Here is an 18057-nt window from a genome sequence, read left to right as displayed (position 1 = left end):
AGAATCAATTAATTGCCCGATTTTTTATTTTTCCCAGTTCTATGACCCAGGATGTTCGGCAGTGGCTCGATGAAATTAAGCGCTTGAAACAACAGTTGGCACAAACCCAACGGGATCTCAATGCGGCGGTCGAAAGTTCCGACCAATGGCGACAACGCTACAATACTGAAGCCCAACAACGACGCCAAGAAGCCGGACGCTATTTAGAACAGGTGGGAGAACTGCGAGGCGAGTTAGAACGATGGCAACGTCTGTCTCCCTTGCCTAATGAGCTACAGGTGCGGGTCGCCGTTCGCCAAGAGATTGACCTGTTAAAAACCTTGGATGAAGTTAAGGCAAAATTAATTGAGGTGATGTTAGAACGCGATCGCTCCCGAGAACAAATTCATCAACTGGTTGAAGCCCTCGAAGCCGAAAAAACTGCCCATTTAGAAACTCGTAATAGTTTAACCATGGCTTTAGGGGATACGGTTGATTTACTCACCAAAGCCCAAAATCAATCCCCCTCTGGAACTTCAATTTTCACAACCCTAAACCCTGATTATCAAGGAAATTCCCCCACAACCCCCCAACTTCCCGAGTCCCAAATCCTACCCCAACTTCCCGCCATTGAAAACAGTTAAAACAGTCATCAGTTATCAGTCATCAGTTATTAGTTATTAGTTATTAGCTATTAGTTAACTGTTAATTACCCATAACCCATTCGTAATTCGTAATTCGTAATTCGTAATTACCCTTAACCCCTATTTTATGACCTTAAATTTTGATCAACAAATGATGCAGCAATGCTTAAAATTAGCCCGTCAAGCATTAGGAAAAACTGCACCTAATCCCTTAGTAGGCTGTGTGATTGTTCAAGATGGAAATATTATTGGAGAAGGGTTTCATCCCGGGGCGGGTCAACCCCATGCAGAAGTTTTTGCCCTGAGAAATGCCGGAGAACAAGCCCAGGGATCAACGGTTTATGTCAATTTAGAACCCTGTAATCATTTTGGTCGGACTCCCCCCTGCACAGAAGCCCTAATTGACGCGAAAGTGGCTAAAGTTATAGTCGGAATGGTTGACCCTAACCCCTTGGTTTCAGGCACAGGAATTCAACGGTTAAAAGATGCGGGAATTGAGGTAATTGTAGGCATAGAAACAACCGATTGTCAACAATTAAATGAAGCATTTATTCATCAAATCCTACATCATCAACCCCTAGGAATTTGGAAATATGCCATGACCTTAGATGGAAAAATTGCCACTACAACCGGTCATAGTTATTGGGTGACGGGAACAGAAGCCCGACAAAAAGTTCATCAGTTACGAGTCGCCTGTGATGCGGTAATTGTGGGCGGAAATACCGTCCGACAAGATAATCCCTTGCTCACAACTCACGATGCTGGGGAACCCAACCCCTTGCGAGTGGTCATGAGTCGTACCTTAGATTTACCCAAACAAGCCCATTTATGGGACACTCAAGAGGCAAAAACTTTAGTTATAACAGAGGAGGGTATAAATCCAGATTTCCAACATTTTCTACAGAATAAGGGGGTAGAGGTCGCGGAATTGTCCCCCTTGACACCCGCCCAGGTCATGACTTATTTCTATGAACGTCAATTTTTATCAGTGTTGTGGGAATGTGGGGGAACCCTCGCCGCCAATGCACTCAAAGATGGCAGCATTCATAAAGTTTTAGCCTTTATTGCTCCTAAAATTATTGGGGGAAAAACGGCACTTTCTCCCGTAGGAGATTTGGGTTTTACTCAAATGACAGAGGCACTTTTATTAGAAAGAATGACTTGGGGTTCTGTGGGTTGTGATTTGTGGATAGAAGGTTATTTATCTCCCACTTAATTATGAGTGAAATTGCTGTATTAAGTCTGATGGTCAGTAGTCTAGGAATTGATGCGGTTTTACTCGCTAACTGGCTCTGTTCCATCCAAATTAATTTAGAATTAGAACAGGAGGAGGAAGAAACATTGACTCGCTACGACTCAGAAGATATCAAAAAAATGCGTGCAAAATCCGTACAATCTAACGGCTATTCCAATGCCGAATCTCTTGAACCCTTAGTCAAGGAATGGGAATACAAGATTGTCCGCGCCAGTCAAGATGTATTTCGCAATCCCACGGTTTTTAAACGGTTATGTCAGGAAGAAGCCGAAATGGGTTGGATTTTAGTGGAAAAATTAGATGACCGACGGGTTAGATTTAAGCGTTTAAGAGGATTAGAAATTCAAGAAAACCCCTATCAAATTAAGCAAGATCCCTATCGTTCTACCTATGGAAAATCCAATGATTTAGGGTCTTGGTTAACGGTTTTGGCTTTTATTACTGCGATTATTTTACCCGCTTATTTGGGATTTTCATTAGTTGCCATGAGCTTTAATAAATCCTATCAAAATTCTCCTACAATCATGCAGTCTCCCGAGCCCGAAGTTCCTCCAGCTTCTCCTGGAAACTGAATTAACAGTAAGCTGTTATGTATTTAAACCCTATATTCTAGGAGGAGATCCAAGTCCCCCTTTTTAAGGCCGTGCCCTGAGCTTGCCGAAGGGGGGATTTAGGGGGATCTAATCTTGGCTATAATCAGAGATTTTCGGCTTAAGTTGACACCAATGGCTATCCCCTCACTATTACTGATAGTTATTATAAAAATAATGTTACTTCCACCCCCGAATCAATTACTAGCCAAAACCATTGGGAAACTCCCCTTAAGAACGGTTTTAATCTTACCATTTGTCGTACAAATTACCGCTACAGTGGGATTAGTTGGTTATTTTTCCTTTAAAAATGGACAAAAAGACGTTGAAAATTTAGCCCAACAATTAATTTATCAAGTCAGCAATCGGGTTCAGGAAAATTTACAGTTTTTCTTAGAAACTCCCGAACAGATTAACCAAACCAATTCTAATCAAATTAAATTAGGTTTTTTAAACACAAATAATTTATATCCTTGGGAAAAATATCTTTGGCGACAGGTTAAACTCTATCCCGATATCACTTTTATTGGCATTGCGACGAATCAAAATAAACAACGAACAGGACAAAAACTTATAAATGGGGATTTTCAAGTTAATGTTGTCGGGGATGATGTGGGCAATAATTTCTATACTTTCAAGCTCGATGCTCAGGGAAATCGAAGTCAAGGTAAATTAATTAAAAAAGACTATAATTTACGTCAGCATCCCATTTATTTAAAAGTCCTTAGAGAACGCCAATCTGTCTGGAGTGACGTATTTGTTTCTATGTTAGAACCCAGCTTATTAATTAGTGCATTAGAACCTATCTATAATCAGGAGAAAAAAATTGAAGGGATTTTAATGGCGACCTTGCGGCTTGACCAAATTATTGCTTTTCTCAAAGGCTTAAATATCGGAAAAACCGGACAGGTTTTTATTATTGATCCTCAAGGTCATTTGTTAGCCAGTTCTACCGGAGAGCAACCGTTTAGAAAAGTTGGAGATCAAAATCAACTGTTTTTAGCAACAGCCAGCCACAATCAAGTAACTCAAGCGGCAACACAACATTTATTAACAAAATTTAAAAATATTAATGATATTTCTATCTCCACAAAATTTAATTTTTCTATTAATCAAGAAAAACATTTTCTCAATGTTATTCCTTTTTCTAATAACAAAAAATTGGGCTGGTTAATTATTTTAGTTGTGCCTGAAGATGATTTTTTAGATCAAATTAAAGCCAATAATCGTACTACTTTATTATTGTGTTTATTAACTTTAATAATGGCAATTATTATTGGTATTTTAACCGCGAGATGGGTGACATTACCGATTATTCGACTGAATCAGTCCTCAAAAAATATTGCGGCTGGACAATGGGATCAACCCTTAGAAACCAATCGCCAAGATGAATTAGGAGAACTGACTCGCTCTTTTAATAATATGATTAAGCAATTACAAACCACTTTAACTCAAATGCAAGAACTGAATCAATCCTTACAAATTAGTGAACAACGCTATGCCAGTTTAGCAAAAGCGGCACCCGTAGGAATTTTTCGCACAGATATTAAAGGAAATTGTATTTATGGTAATGACCAAAGCTTTGAAATGATCGGTCTTAGTCCAGAGGAGGCGACGGGGATGGGCTGGACAAAAACAATTCATCCCGAAGATCGAGATCATACCGTTTCCAGTTGGTTAGCATTTCTCGAAGAAGGGATTCCTTTTCAGTGCGAATATCGTTTTCTTAGACAGGATGGAAGTAGTATTTGGGTCTATGGAAAAGCCCTGGCTGAACGCGATAATCAAGGAAAAATTACCGGATATGTTGGCACAATTACTGATATTACCTCCCGCAAAGAAGCTGAACAAATTTTAGCTGAATATAACCAAACTTTAGAACGTCAAGTCAATGAAAGAACCCAGGAATTATTCCAAACTCTGCAACAGTTACAAGCCACTCAAAGTCAATTGATCCAATCGGAAAAAATGGCAGCTTTAGGACAATTAGTAGCAGGCATCGCCCATGAAATTAATACGCCATTAGGGGCAATTCAAGCCTCTATCAATAATAATAGTCAAGCTCTAATTGAATCTTTAGTTGAATTACCTAAACTCTCTCAAAAACTCAATCCAGACCTACAATTTTTGTTTTTTAGTATGTTAGAGCGATCGCGTACCAATCCCCAACAACTTTCCACGAGAGAACAGCGCGAATATAAACGTCAATTAACCCAAACCCTAAAAGATTATCACATCGAATCCCATCGAAAAGTGGCTGATATCTTAGTGGATATTGGGATTTATGATCATCCAGAATCATTTTTACCTATTCTGCAACATCCTGAACAAGAATGGTTATTAAATTTAACTTATAATCTGGCGCGACTGCAACGCAATAATCAAACCATGATCACAGCCATAGAACGAGCTTCTAAAGTCGTTTTTGCCCTCAAAAATTATGCCCGTCATGATAATAGTGGGAAAAAACAATCGATCTTAATTACAGAAGGAATTGATACGGTTTTAGAACTTTATCATAATCAGCTTAAACGGGGAATAGAAGTAACTCGAATCTATCAAATTAACCATCCCTTTGAGTGTTATCCCGATGAATTAATGCAGGTTTGGACAAATTTAATTCATAATAGTATTCAAGCCATGAATGGTAAGGGAACCATCAAAATTTTAGTTGAAGAAAAAGAAACCGAGTTTATAATTAAAATTACGGATTCTGGCTGTGGGATTCCCTCTGAAATTCAAACGCGAATTTTTGAACCATTTTTTACCACTAAACCCCTGGGAGAAGGAAGCGGTTTAGGATTAGATATTGTTAAAAAAATTATTAGTAAACATCAAGGAGAGATCGCCGTTGAAAGCCAACCTGGAACCACAACTTTTACCCTGTGTTTACCTCGCTCTTAGGCTAATAACAGCCTACTTTAATAATTTATGTTAGAATCGATCCATGCCGATACCCGTTTGGGAATTAATACCAAAATCATTAATTAAAATCAAGGATATAAAAAAATGGTAGAAAAAGCAATTATTTGTGTGGATGATGAAGGGTTTATTTTAGAAAGTATCCTAGAACAACTCAAACGTAGATTTGGTAATGAGTATATCTATGAAGGAGCAGAAAGTGCCCCAGAAGCCTTAGATATTATAGAAGATTTACAACAAGAAGCTATTGAAGTATTAATTATTGTTTCTGATTGGTTAATGCCAGAAATGCGAGGTGATGAATTTTTAATTGAAGTTCATCGTCGCTTTCCTAAAATTATCAAAGTGATGTTAACCGGACAAGCGGATGAGGAAGCCATCAAACGGGCCCAAAAACACGCTAATTTATATCGCTGTATTTATAAACCTTGGACAGAAGAAGAATTAGCCCAAACCATTGCCTCAGCATTAGGATAAGTCGAGTTATTGCCCATTCGTAATTCGTAATTCGTAATTCTCATTTCCCTTTTTATGAATAAACAACTAGCAATTTTATGTGTAGATGATGAACCCGTTATTTTAGAAAGTCTCAAAGAACAACTCAAACGGCATTTACCTCAAAATTATGAATTAGAATCGGCAGAAAGTGGCGAAGAAGCCTTAGAAGTGATTGCCGAATTATACCAGGAAGGGTTAGAAGTCGCATTAGTTATTTCCGATCAAATTATGTCAGGATTGCAAGGAGATGAGTTATTAATTCAACTGCATCAAAATTATCCCCAAATGTTAAAAATAATGTTAACCGGACAGGCGGATGTTCAATCCGTGGGTAATGTGGTTAATCAAGCAAGTTTGTATCGTTATATTAGTAAACCTTGGGATGAAACTGACCTAATTTTAACGGTTCAAGAAGCATTAAGACGCTATACTCAAGAACAACAACTTTTAGAACAAAATCAAAAATTACAAGAATTAAATATAGAATTACAACAATTAAATATTTCCCTAGAACAAAAAGTTACCGAACGAACCGCAGAATTAGAACAGGCAAAACAGGCTGCTGAAGTCGCAAACCAGACTAAAAGTACCTTTTTAGCAAATATGAGTCATGAATTGCGATCGCCCCTGAATGCGATTTTAGGCTTTGCTCAATTAATGAATCGAAGTAAAACCCTTTCTCCCGAACATCAAGAACAAGTCGAGATCATTTTACAAAGCGGAGAACATTTATTAAATTTAATTAATCAACTATTAGATTTAGCTAAAATTGAAGCCGGTAAAATTACCTTAAATGAGACTAACTTTAATTTATATAATTTGCTTCAAGATTTAGAGGATATGTTTTCCCTGAAAGCCCAAAATGAGAACTTATTTTTAAAATTTACCTGTGCCGAAACCGTCCCTGAATATATCTGTACGGATCAAATTAAACTGCGTCAGATTTTAATTAATTTACTAAATAATGCGCTCAAATTCACTTCAAAAGGTGGCATAAATTTAACGGTTGCTTGTCGGCTAATTGCATCTTCACAAATTCGACTTATTTTTGCCGTCAAAGATACGGGAGTTGGAATTGAACCCGAAGAAATGAATCAGCTTTTTCAAGCCTTTACACAGACCAAAACCGGAAAAGAAACCCAGGAAGGCACCGGATTAGGTCTATCAATTACTCAAAAATTTGTGCAACTGATGGGAGGAGAAATTCAAGTTAATTCCCAAGTCGGTATGGGCACAACCTTTACCTTTGATATTCAAGCTCACTCTATTGAAAATATAGATTTATCCCCGGAAATTTATCCCAAGCAAGTCATTGGTTTAGTTCCCCATCAACCCGCCTATAAAATATTAATTGTTGATGATAAATTTTCCAATCGGAAGTTATTATTCCAACTGCTTCAACCCTTGGGATTTCAATTAAAAGAAGCTGCCAATGGCAAGGAAGCTGTAGAAATTTTTCAAGGATGGAAACCGGATTTAATTTTTATGGATATGATTATGCCGATTATGAGTGGTTCGGAAGCCACACAACAGATTAAAAGTAGTTCTAAGGATAATAATACTGTAATTATTGCAGTTACAGCGACTGTTTTAGAAGACCAAAAAGCCCAGATCTTTGCTATGGGTTGTGATGATTTTATCACAAAACCCTTTCGGGAATTTCATATTTTTGAGATGATGAAAAAATATCTAGGTCTTGAGTACATTTATGCTGAACCCACCCCCAACCTGTTCAAACCCCCCAATTCTATTCTCACCCATGAGAGCTTTAACCAAATGCCCTCCGCTTGGGTCGATGAACTGTATCAAGCTAGTATGGATTTAGATTATGATTTGGTTTTAGATTTAATTCAAGAAATTCCTTCGGAACAGGCGGGTCTATCCCAGACCTTAACGGATTTCGTTTCTAATTATAAACTTGATCAGATTTTTAATATTATTCAAACAATAAAAAATAATGAATATTAGAGAAAAAAAACAATATTCCGGTGGAATTTTAATTATAGATGATAAACTTGAAAATTTAAAAGTTTTATCCGAAATGCTTAAACACCAAGGCTATAAAATTCGTCAAGCAATTAATGGAACATCAGGATTAAGAGCCATACATTCTGCTCCACCGGATTTGATTTTATTGGATATCAAAATGCCGGATATGGATGGGTATGAAGTCTGTCAACAACTCAAAAGTGATCCTCAGACTGAGGAAATTCCGATTATTTTTATTAGTGGTTTAAACGAAGTTTTAGATAAAGTTAAAGCCTTTGAATTAGGAGGGGTGGATTATATTAGTAAACCCTTTCAAGTCGAAGAAGTCATAGCCCGGATTAAAACTCAGTTTACGATTCAAAGACAGAAAAACCAGTTACAGGCAGAAATTCAATACCGCCAAGCCCAGGAACATCGGTTAAAAATCGAAATTCAACAACGTTTAGTTAAAGAACAAGAATTACAAGCAGAAATTATCCGACGCAAAGAAACCGAGGAAATTTTATATCAATCTCGCGCCTTAATTCAAAGTGTTTTAAATACTTCCATGGATGGAATCGCCGCCTTTCAGTCGGTGCGAGACCCCACAAATGGAGAAATTATGGATTTTCGCTGTTTAGTGATTAATCCAATTATCGGCCAAATTTTGAGCCGAGATCGATATAATTTACAGGGTAAAATTATTTTAAAAAAAATCTTAAAAAAAATAGATATTAATCTATTTAAAAAATTTGTTAATTTAGTAGAAACTGGAGTCCCTCTGATTGAGGATATTTTTTATAAAGGCAAAAATAATCAAGGTTGGTATCATTTTATTGCCGTAAAACTTGGGGATGGATTTTCTGTAGCTATTCGAGATATTACCGAACGAAAACAGATGGAAATAGACCTATCTCGTTTAGCTAGATTAGATGGGTTAACTCAAATTGCTAACCGTCATTGTTTTGAGCAGTTTTTAAATCAAGAATGGCTGAGAAATAAACAGGAAAAACAACCGATTTCCTTGATTTTATGTGATGTAGATTATTTCAAAGCCTATAACGATACCTATGGTCATTTAGAAGGAGATGATTGTCTTAAAAAAGTCGCTAAAGCCATCGACCAAGTGATTCAATCCCCCGGAAATCTACTCGCCCGTTATGGGGGGGAGGAATTTGTGGTGATTATGACCCAAACCCGTCTAGTCGAAGCCTTACAAATAGCCACACAAATTCAGACCGCCATTCGGGAGTTAAATATTCCCCACTCCCAATCCCAAGTCAGTGATTTGCTCACCCTCAGTTTAGGAATATCAACTTTAATTCCAACAAAAGAAAACTCAATTCAAGTATTAATTAAACGGGCAGATGAAGCCTTATATGAAGCCAAACAAAAAGGCAGAAATCGCATTATTACGAAAGTAAACTAAAGGATTGAATCATCTGCATCCCTGCTGCGACAAACCGTTGAAATGCTGCATTTGATTTGAATTTGAAATTTATTTGGCAGATCCATGTAAAGCGATCGCAAGTTTGTGCTCATTTAAGGATAGACTTAAATACATGGAATTTTGGATCTTGATAGATCTTAACCTATAGAAGTTGTTGAGGGACAGCGACACCTTCCAGCCCCATTCGGAGAGCGTCTATCTCTGAACCCCCTGCCGACAAGTGTTCGCGTAACACCTGTGCTATAGGGTTGAAGCGCTGCACCCTTACTTCTTAAAGCTCACTGATCACAATAATTGCTCTTCGTTAGAGGAGGCGGAAGGAGGTATTCGTGGATTTTTGGTCATTGTTTTTAATGGACTTCGTTAAGCAGTTGCAGTCCCCGACACTGGGGTTTTTGATTGGTGGTATGGTCATTGCCGCTCTCGGTAGCGAATTGGTAATTCCAGAGGCGATTTGTCAGATCATCGTCTTCATGTTGCTCATGAAAATTGGTCTGACCGGTGGTCAGGCGATCCGCAATTCCAACCTGACGGAGATGATTTTACCCGCAGCGTTTGCTATAGCAGTAGGGGTTCTTGTTGTATTCATCGCACGCTATACTTTGGCCAATCTGCCGAAGGTCAAAACCGTAGATGCGATTGCGACCGGGGGATTATTTGGTGCTGTGAGTGGCTCTACCATGGCTGCCGCCCTGACGCTACTGGAAGAACAAAACATCCAATACGAGGCATGGGCTGCGGCACTCTATCCCTTCATGGATATCCCAGCGCTCGTAACGGCGATTGTGGTGGCAAACATTTATCTCAACAAGAAGAAGGTTAGTGCAGCAGGCCAGTCTCTCAGCAAGCAGGAGTATCTCAGCAAGCAGCCCGTGGCGGCAGGTAATTATCCCGATCAGCAAGATTATCCCGGCACCCGGCAAGAGTATCTCAGCAATCAGCAGTCTGAGGATAATCGGGTCAAAATATGGCCGATCATACAGGAAAGCCTTCAGGGGCCTGCCCTATCGGCAATGTTGCTCGGCATTGCTCTTGGCCTGTTGACCCAGCCGGAAAGTGTCTATAAAAGCTTCTACGATCCCCTCTTCCGTGGCTTGCTTTCGATCTTGATGCTGGTCATGGGTATGGAGGCTTGGTCAAGGATTGGCGAACTGCGTAAGGTAGCCCAGTGGTACGTTGTTTATAGTGTAGTCGCACCCCTGGTGCATGGGTTCATCGCCTTCGGTCTCGGCATGATTGCCCACTACGCCACGGGATTCAGCCTAGGCGGTGTTGTGATCCTGGCCGTAATCGCGGCTTCGAGTTCAGATATCTCAGGCCCACCCACGTTGCGAGCCGGGATTCCGTCGGCCAATCCCTCCGCCTACATCGGCGCATCCACAGCCATCGGTACACCCGTTGCGATCGGCTTGTGTATACCGCTCTTCCTTGGGCTCGCCCAGGCGATAGGTGGCGGCTAATCTCAGACGGGTCGCGGTCTGTCGGCGATCCCTTGGCTCGGCAGACCAAGCAACTTAATATACAAGACAATACACATAGGTAAGGAGGTAACCAACATGGCCAAGCAAGCCAAAAAGCTCGTCATCGTCACGGAAAAGATTCTGCTGAAAAAGATCGCCCATATCATCGAAGAAGCCGGGGCAACTGGTTATACGGTTCTGGAAACTGGCGGTAAAGGTAGTCGCAACGTGCGCTCGTCGGGACAACCCAGCGTTTCTGACACCCAGGCGAATATAAAGTTTGAGGTGCTCACCCCGGATCGGGATATGGCCGACAAGATTGCGGATCAGGTCGCAATAAAGTTTTTCCTCGATTATGCGGGCATTATCTATATCTGTGAGGCGGAGGTGCTGTACGGACACAGTTTCTGCGGGCCAGACGGCTGTTGAATAGAGACAACGCAGATCTAAAAAGCCGGGGCATGGCCCCGGCTTTTTAACTATATTCCGCAGACTAAGTAGGTGGTCATAAATCAAGAAAAAGAAGGATTATTTGATGCCCCTCGTCTGAAAGCTCATATAAAAATTAACATTGATTTTAATTTTAAAAATCCCTCATTCGTATAATTAAATAATTTACTTACACTATTCGCCAAAACTTTTTGGCTTGATCATCAACTATCCACCAGAACGATAAAAAAATAAAGGATAAAACGATGCAAACAACCACTGATCTCAAAAGTCCCAGAACTGCTGAAAATGACTTACAGGGAGCGAACCAACACCGAGCCGATCCCAACGAGGCAAATCTGAGCAATGAAATATTAACTGATCAACTGCCTCCAGAATTGCTGAGTGCTTATCGAGGTATGACTCAAAGTTCATCTCTATTGTATGGAGTTCCTAACATTTGGGAATCCTCAGAAGTTCAGTACGATCCGGCTCGATCTGTTCTTGACTCGGTACGACGGTATAACACCCCTGACAAGCTGCGAACCCAAGAGCTTGCGATCGCAATTCATAATATCTGTAAGGACTTCGCTACGAAACCGCAAATATCAGTTCAGGATGAAGGCGGTGAGTTTTTGCTCAAGGGATTCCTATATTTGCAGATTCTGATTAAATCCATTACGGCAACTGATTTTATTCTGGGTCTGGGTGGAAAAGCAATTGTTGAACGGGGAGGCGAGCGCTCTGAGCGCAAAGGTGAACTGAGCGCAATTTTGCAAAAAATACAAGTGAGTGAATCTAGTTTAGATTGGGCAGATCTCAGCAATGAAGAACGTTATTTGATTGCAGCCCTTTGCGTCTTTGCGCTCAAAGACAGTAATCAAACAATAATAGAAGAAATTAACCGCACCGTTGACCCCCTACATCTGCCATTAGAATTGGCAAAACGCTTATCAATCTTAGAAGTCAACCTCAAGCAAAGCCATTGTTTTCTAGGTTCTGGAAGCCAACTTCTGGCTAGTAAGTAGGTGGTCATAAATAAAGTCAATAATAGAAAAAGATTGTTTAGGATAATTCTTGAGAGTTACTCAGGGAATTAAATCGCAAGCGATCGCAGGTACAATCATTTCTTTCGTTTCTATCTTCAATGGCTTGAATCACAGCTTGGCTCAAATCATATTCATCTTCAAACATTCTTCCCGCCAGTTCATGAGTTTTTAATTGATGCCATTCTGGTTCGATTTCATTCAATTCAGGGCTATAAGCAGACAGGAAGAAAAATTCTAATTTTTTGTCTTGCCACTCCCTTTCTTTTTCTTGTATTTTTTGACTTTTATGGACACTGTAGTTATCTTGAATCAGTACGGTAATTTGTCGAGTATTTTGAAAATGCTTTTCAGCTTTTTCCGCTTGCCAATCTATAAATTTTATGTAATTCTCACTTGTAATTCCTGACAAACTTAAACCGTACTCAAAACTTTTTCCTTTTTCTAATACTCCAATTACATTCAATCTTTTTCCTCGCTTTTTCGTCTGGTTTATTTGTTTCTGCTTCCCCTTTTTTACATAGGTGTAACTCACAGGACTCCATAAACAAAAACCTGCCTCATCTAAATATTTTAATCTGACCAAACCCTCTTCTTCATAACGCTTTAACGTCTCCAAATCTCTTTTCTTGCTCGCTGTTTTTTCGGGATTCTGTTTTTTCTTTAAACTGGCTTTTGTTCTTTTCCAGCGCCAGTCTTTTTTTTTTAAGATTTTTCTAATTCTTTCTGCGCTTAGTGCGCTCCATCACTAAACATTAATATATCTATTCTCTGCCTTGTTCTTTTCGGAACTTTCTCTTGCTGATACAGAGTTAGTAGCTCTTGTTTTTCTTCTTCTGTTAGTTGAATTCTTAACCTCAGTGGCATGACTATTCCTCTGATATTTCTTCATTTCTTATTTTAACTCTATTTATGACCACCTACTTAATGGCTCAAAAATACATTCTCTATATTGGAACCCGCTCTGTCAGTTTGGAGAGGGATGCAGAAATTAATGCGGCTCGTAACAATGGACTGGATATTTTTCTAGCAGATACCTCCATTGCAGAATATGACGCTTATGGGTTAACCCATCTGATTCAAACGCCCCTCACGGATGAGGATCAAGCATTTAACGACATTTTGGCTTATATTAAACAGCATGATCTTCAAATCGCAGGGGTGATCGGATGGACTGATCCGATTGTTGCTTTGGTATCGAGATTGTCAGCCGCTTTGGGTCTTCCAGGCACATCCCCAGATCTAGCCCATAATGTTCGTAATAAAGCGAATACCCGTCGCATTCTTGAGCAATATCTCCCTGAAGCAAACCCAATTTTTGCCATTGTCAATGATAAAAATAACATCGGTCAGGCTATTGAAAAAGTTGGTTTTCCCTGTGTCTTAAAACCGCCAGGTTCTTCTTTTGGACGGGGGATTTTTAAAATTCGTTCTGCTGAAGAAGCCGAACAACAGATTGCTAACTTTTATCGAACAGTCCGACCTGAAAATGATCCCACTTATGGCTTTTATCAACATGAGTTTATTGTTGAACAAGAACTGATTGGGAGTGAACACTCAGTTGCGGGTATGGTTGTTAATAGTCAGCCGATTATCCTTTCAATTGTTGATAAAGAAAACGACTTGACACTTCCAATTCAGTATCAAAATATTACGCCATCTTTATTAACAACAGAAATTCAACACAAGATTGTTAAGATGGCAAAACAGGCTATTCCCTTGACCGGGATTAATTGGTGTGGCTTTCACATTGACATAATGGTTGTTAACAGTCAACCTAAAATTTTAGAGATTGGCGGTAGGTTAGGGGGTGAATGTATTAACTCTCATCTGATTCCGCTTTCCAATCCTGCCTTAAATCCCTACGATTGCATCATGCAAGTAATTCAAGGACAGAATCCCTTTACAAAAGATGAGTATTATCAGGATACCATTTTTAGATCGGGGTTAAGAGCGTTACTTCCACCCCAACCGGGATGTATTTCTTCTATTAATGGCATTGATGCAATTAAAACCCATCCCTGTTTTCGAGAATTTGCTCAATTACGTTACGTTGGAGATCAGGTTTATTTACCTGCTGAAAAGTTTAACAGCTATGTCCTTGGATATGTTGTTGCCCAATGTGAGCAAACGCAAGACATTGGAGATATTCTTGAGGAGATCGCCGATCTTTTGGATGTAAAAGTTATTTCACCTGGAGCTTAACGCTTGAAATCCCGAAACAGAATCATTCCGTAAACAACATTTAATATTCTCTCAGATGCTTCATTTCATTCAGCATGACAGGAGGAGATTTGTCATTCTGAGTGAAACGAAGAATCTCTAAATTTAGCATTCTCTCAGGATTAACACCAAAATGGAGCAAATTGTTGGCTTGCCAGCAAGGATTAGTCATGATGGCGGGAACAATGATGGGGGGTTACATGGGGGCTAAATATGCTCGTCAGCTAAAGCCAAAATTAATGAAAAAGTTGATAACAATTATTGGTTATTCAATAACCTGCTATTTTTTTATGCTACCATAAGCATTGACCTGATATAATCTCTTAAGAAATATAAATATTTGACTAACTATAAATTAATTATACTTTAACCAATTTAGCTAAATTGCGCCAGAAAAATTAATACCCCGTTTATTGTGGGAAAATATTAGGGAATACTGGGTACAGAATTAGAGGAAACTCATCGTTAATTTCTATTAAATCAGTAGGGCTGAGGAAACATCGCCCTCTTCTTAGCTATTATGCTAGTTGCTTAAGTCCTAAAGGATTCATGTTTCAACAGTCTATTTTTTAATAATTGCAATGTCTAAAACAACTCATCCGTTACAGCGTCTTCTACAGTATGCTCGTCCCTATCAAAAAACGATTGGGTTAGCAACGGTTTATTCAATTTTAAATAAAATCTTTGATTTAGCCCCGCCCGTATTAATTGGCTGGGCCGTTGATGTTGTCATTAACCCCCAGGTTTCCTTCCTGTCCCAGTGGGGAATTCAAGGGGCATTTAATCAATTGTTAATGTTATCGTTTTTGAGCTTAATTATCTGGACTTTAGAATCAGTTTTTGAATATGCTTATAAAGTGTTGTGGCGAAATTTAGCCCAAACCTTGCAACATAATCTCAGATTAGATGCCTATGGACATTTACAAAACTTAGAATTAGCCTATTTTGAAGAACGCAGTAGTGGCGATTTAATGTCAATTTTAAATGATGATATTAACCAGTTAGAAAGGTTTTTAGATATCGGAGCGAATGAAATTATCCAAGTCATTACAACGGTAATTGTAATTGGAGCAGCCTTCTTTATTTTAGCCCCAACTGTTGCTTGGTGGGCAATGTTACCCATGCCTTTTATTGTTTGGGGTTCGGTTTGGTTCCAGAAATTACTCGCCCCCCGTTATGCCGATGTGCGGGAAAAAGTTGGGTTACTGAATGGACAACTGGCTAATAATTTAGGCGGTATTACCACTATTAAAAGTTTTACCGCCGAACAGTATGAAATCCAAAGAATTACCGAACATAGTGAAGCCTATCGCCAAAGTAATCGTCGGGCAATTACCCTATCTTCTGCATACGTTCCGGTGATTAGAAGTTTAATTTTATTTGGATTTATTGCAACTTTATTATTAGGTGGTTTACAAGTCACTTCTGGGGCTTTAGCCGTGGGAACCTATAGCGTTTTAGTGTTTATTACCCAACGGTTATTATGGCCTTTAACCCGCCTGGGAGATACCTTTGATCAATATCAACGGGCTATGGCTTCTATTAACCGGGTGATGAATTTATTAGATACTCCCATAGAAATTCATACCGGGGATATTGCCCTACCCGTGGCTTCAGTCAGGGGAGAAATAGAGTTAAAAAATGTCTATTTTTCCTATCAAAATCGAAATCAGATTATTCAAGATTTATCCCTAAAAATTCCCGCCGGACAAACTATTGCCATTGTCGGTGCTACGGGTTCGGGAAAAAGTACCTTAGTAAAACTATTATTGAGGTTATATGAAATTAATGCCGGGGTAATTACTATAGATGGGATAGAATTAAACCGTTTGAAATTAGAGGATTTACGACAAGCGATTGGCTTAGTCAGTCAAGATGTGTTTCTGTTTCATGGAACCGTTGCCGAAAATATTTCCTATGGAACCTTTGATGCGTCCTTAACTGATATTATTGAAGCGGCAAAAATCGCCGAAGCCGATGAATTTATTCAGGATTTACCCCAAAGATATGAGACAATTGTAGGAGAACGGGGTCAGAAATTATCCGGCGGACAGCGACAAAGAATTGCGATCGCCCGGGCAGTCTTAAAAAATCCCCCCATCTTAATCTTAGATGAAGCGACATCGGCCGTCGATAATGAAACCGAAGCCGCCATTCAAAGATCTTTAGAAAAGATTACCAAAAATCGGACAACAATTGCGATCGCTCACCGCCTTTCAACGGTTAGAAATGCCGACTGTATTTATGTGATGGAACAGGGAAAATTAGTCGAATCAGGAACCCATGAAAACCTCTTAGAAGCACCAGGTATTTATGCGGGTTTATGGCGCGTACAGTCCGGCNTGACATCCCCTCAGACTAGCAGTATCGCTGGTTCCCAACGATAAAACTTGTACTGAGCATAGTCGAAGTATCCGCAAGGCTTCAGTTTTAATATTGATAGAAGCATTTATATCTCGGTCATGAGTTGTTTGACAATGTTCGCAAATCCAACTTCTAATATCAAGTGGTAAACTACCCACTTGATTTAGACAGACGTTACAAGTTTTAGAAGAAGGGAAAAATCGATCAACTTCTTGATAGGTTTTCCCTTCTTTTTCGGCTTTGTATTTGAGCATTGTACAGAACATTCCCCAACCACAATCACTAATCGCTCTGGCTAATTTATGGTTTCTTACCATATTCTTAACTGCTAGATTTTCTACAGCAATCACTTGGTTTTCGTTCACTATCTTGCGGGATAGTTTGTGGAGAAAATCTTCCCGGCAACGAGAGATTTTAGCGTGGACTTTAGCAACCTTTAATCTTGCTTTTTGTCTGCTATTACTTCCTTTTTGTTTGTGGGATAATTTCTGTTGTTTTCGTTTTAAGTTGCGTTGATGTTTAGCAAAATGTTTGGGGTTGCTATACTTGTCCCCATCGCTAGTAATCGCAAAATGAGTTAACCCTAAATCAATCCCAATTGCTTTTCCATTGGTTGATAGGTTGGGTGTTTCCTTGCCGTCATCAACTAAGATAGAAGCAGAATATTTCCCATCGGGATTTTTTGAGACAGCAACGGTTTTAATTACGCCTTGAAATTCCCGATGGCGCAAACAATAAACCAACCCTACTTTACCAGGTAGTTTTAGATAATCCCCTTCAAACTTAACATTTTGAGGATAACTGATTGATTGTCTACCCTGTTTGGATTTGAACCGAGGCAATCTCGCCCGTTTCTCAAAGAAGTTTTTGTAAGATACGGATAAATTGAGAGCGACAACTTGTAAGCATTGGGAATAGGCATCTGCCAACCAAGGATATTCCTTTTTTAATTCAGGTAACAATCCTTGAATTGCTTTTCTGGATAACCCTTTTCCTGTTTGCTTATAGGTTTCTTGACATAAGTTTAGAGCATAATTCCAATACCAACGGCAACAACCAAAGCTTTTGGCTAAGGCGATTTGCTGTTCGGTATTTGGATAGATTCGGAATTTGTATGCCTGAAACATTGTCGCTTTCAAAACTCTTGGATATACTTTAACATATAACAGATGCAGCCAGGAAATGCTAGAATCAACAATGATTTATTCAAAACCAATAAATTTTCGTAA

15 protein-coding genes are annotated in these 18057 nt (G+C 39.3%); 12 read left to right on the top strand and 3 right to left on the bottom strand.

Features of this window, described 5'->3' with window-relative positions; all coding sequences use genetic code 11:
- The first annotated feature begins 41 nt into the window (after window positions 1-41).
- From PL9631_RS03630 to PL9631_RS03585, 10 genes are all read left to right on the top strand, one after another.
- Window positions 42-623: a hypothetical protein gene (locus PL9631_RS03630; protein ID WP_083617084.1), complete on the top strand. Its 582-nt coding sequence runs from the start codon at window positions 42-44 to the stop codon at window positions 621-623.
- A 127-nt stretch (window positions 624-750) separates the two neighbouring features.
- The gene (gene ribD, locus PL9631_RS03625; protein WP_083617082.1) at window positions 751-1839 is read left to right on the top strand and encodes a bifunctional diaminohydroxyphosphoribosylaminopyrimidine deaminase/5-amino-6-(5-phosphoribosylamino)uracil reductase RibD; all 1089 of its coding nucleotides are present in this window, start codon (window positions 751-753) and stop codon (window positions 1837-1839) included.
- A complete protein-coding gene (locus PL9631_RS03620; protein WP_156090445.1) occupies window positions 1809-2450 on the top strand; it encodes a hypothetical protein in 642 nt (213 codons plus the stop codon). Before ribD ends, PL9631_RS03620 begins: the two co-directional genes overlap by 31 nt.
- A gap of 195 nt (window positions 2451-2645) precedes the next feature.
- On the top strand, window positions 2646-5372 hold the full coding sequence (locus PL9631_RS03615) for an ATP-binding protein (protein WP_197046256.1): 2727 nt from the start codon (window positions 2646-2648) through the stop codon (window positions 5370-5372).
- A gap of 105 nt (window positions 5373-5477) precedes the next feature.
- On the top strand, window positions 5478-5867 hold the full coding sequence (locus tag PL9631_RS03610) for a response regulator (protein WP_083617074.1): 390 nt from the start codon (window positions 5478-5480) through the stop codon (window positions 5865-5867).
- A gap of 54 nt (window positions 5868-5921) precedes the next feature.
- Window positions 5922-7856, top strand: coding sequence for a response regulator (locus PL9631_RS03605; RefSeq protein ID WP_083617071.1), 1935 nt, complete (start codon window positions 5922-5924; stop codon window positions 7854-7856).
- Complete coding sequence (locus PL9631_RS03600; protein ID WP_083617068.1) at window positions 7846-9285, top strand: diguanylate cyclase domain-containing protein; 1440 nt, start codon at window positions 7846-7848, stop codon at window positions 9283-9285. Before PL9631_RS03605 ends, PL9631_RS03600 begins: the two co-directional genes overlap by 11 nt.
- Window positions 9286-9635: 350 nt before the next feature.
- Entirely contained in the window at window positions 9636-10766 is a 1131-nt protein-coding gene (locus PL9631_RS03595; RefSeq protein ID WP_083617065.1) for a sodium-dependent bicarbonate transport family permease, read from the top strand.
- 96 nt (window positions 10767-10862) lie between these two features.
- Window positions 10863-11195 carry a P-II family nitrogen regulator gene (locus PL9631_RS03590; RefSeq protein WP_083617062.1) on the top strand — a complete coding sequence of 111 codons (333 nt, stop codon included), beginning with the start codon at window positions 10863-10865 and terminating at the stop codon, window positions 11193-11195.
- 266 nt (window positions 11196-11461) lie between these two features.
- On the top strand, window positions 11462-12223 hold the full coding sequence (locus tag PL9631_RS03585; protein ID WP_083617059.1) for a hypothetical protein: 762 nt from the start codon (window positions 11462-11464) through the stop codon (window positions 12221-12223).
- Between the two features lie 37 nt (window positions 12224-12260).
- Here PL9631_RS03585 and PL9631_RS03580 read toward each other — a convergent pair whose 3' ends face one another.
- The gene (locus PL9631_RS03580; protein WP_231516636.1) at window positions 12261-12953 is read right to left on the bottom strand and encodes an IS630 family transposase; all 693 of its coding nucleotides are present in this window, start codon (window positions 12951-12953) and stop codon (window positions 12261-12263) included.
- Between the two features lie 20 nt (window positions 12954-12973).
- Complete coding sequence (locus tag PL9631_RS26955) at window positions 12974-13108, bottom strand: hypothetical protein (RefSeq protein ID WP_269321681.1); 135 nt, start codon at window positions 13106-13108, stop codon at window positions 12974-12976.
- A gap of 45 nt (window positions 13109-13153) precedes the next feature.
- On the opposite strand from PL9631_RS26955, the gene PL9631_RS03575 reads away from it, so the two are divergent.
- A complete protein-coding gene (locus PL9631_RS03575; protein WP_083617053.1) occupies window positions 13154-14446 on the top strand; it encodes an ATP-grasp domain-containing protein in 1293 nt (430 codons plus the stop codon).
- 599 nt (window positions 14447-15045) lie between these two features.
- Window positions 15046-16851: an ABC transporter ATP-binding protein gene (locus PL9631_RS03570; protein ID WP_083617051.1), complete on the top strand. Its 1806-nt coding sequence runs from the start codon at window positions 15046-15048 to the stop codon at window positions 16849-16851.
- On the opposite strand, the gene PL9631_RS03565 is transcribed toward PL9631_RS03570, so the two are convergent.
- Window positions 16786-17955, bottom strand: a complete 1170-nt coding sequence (locus PL9631_RS03565; protein ID WP_083617048.1) for an RNA-guided endonuclease InsQ/TnpB family protein — start codon at window positions 17953-17955, stop codon at window positions 16786-16788. The genes PL9631_RS03570 and PL9631_RS03565 overlap by 66 nt on opposite strands.
- Window positions 17956-18057: the final 102 nt, after the last annotated feature.

Origin of the sequence: Planktothrix paucivesiculata PCC 9631 (assembly GCF_900009265.2) — a bacterium.
GTDB lineage: Bacteria > Cyanobacteriota > Cyanobacteriia > Cyanobacteriales > Microcoleaceae > Planktothrix > Planktothrix paucivesiculata.
The sequence above is the reverse complement of the archived record's forward strand: the minus strand, read 5'-3'. Positions and strand labels throughout refer to the sequence as shown.

Bases quoted from the DNA above. Each gene is read 5' to 3' on its own strand.
- PL9631_RS03605 (WP_083617071.1), top strand. From the start codon at position 5,922: ATGAATAAACAACTAGCAATTTTATGTGTAGATGATGAACCCGTTATT.
- PL9631_RS03590 (WP_083617062.1), top strand. From the start codon at position 10,863: ATGGCCAAGCAAGCCAAAAAGCTCGTCATCGTCACGGAAAAGATTCTG.
- PL9631_RS03575 (WP_083617053.1), top strand. From the start codon at position 13,154: ATGACCACCTACTTAATGGCTCAAAAATACATTCTCTATATTGGAACC.
- PL9631_RS26955 (WP_269321681.1), bottom strand. From the start codon at position 13,108: ATGCCACTGAGGTTAAGAATTCAACTAACAGAAGAAGAAAAACAAGAG.
- PL9631_RS03585 (WP_083617059.1), top strand. From the start codon at position 11,462: ATGCAAACAACCACTGATCTCAAAAGTCCCAGAACTGCTGAAAATGAC.
- PL9631_RS03615 (WP_197046256.1), top strand. From the start codon at position 2,646: ATGTTACTTCCACCCCCGAATCAATTACTAGCCAAAACCATTGGGAAA.
- PL9631_RS03600 (WP_083617068.1), top strand. From the start codon at position 7,846: ATGAATATTAGAGAAAAAAAACAATATTCCGGTGGAATTTTAATTATA.
- ribD (WP_083617082.1), top strand. From the start codon at position 751: ATGACCTTAAATTTTGATCAACAAATGATGCAGCAATGCTTAAAATTA.
- PL9631_RS03610 (WP_083617074.1), top strand. From the start codon at position 5,478: ATGGTAGAAAAAGCAATTATTTGTGTGGATGATGAAGGGTTTATTTTA.
- PL9631_RS03630 (WP_083617084.1), top strand. From the start codon at position 42: ATGACCCAGGATGTTCGGCAGTGGCTCGATGAAATTAAGCGCTTGAAA.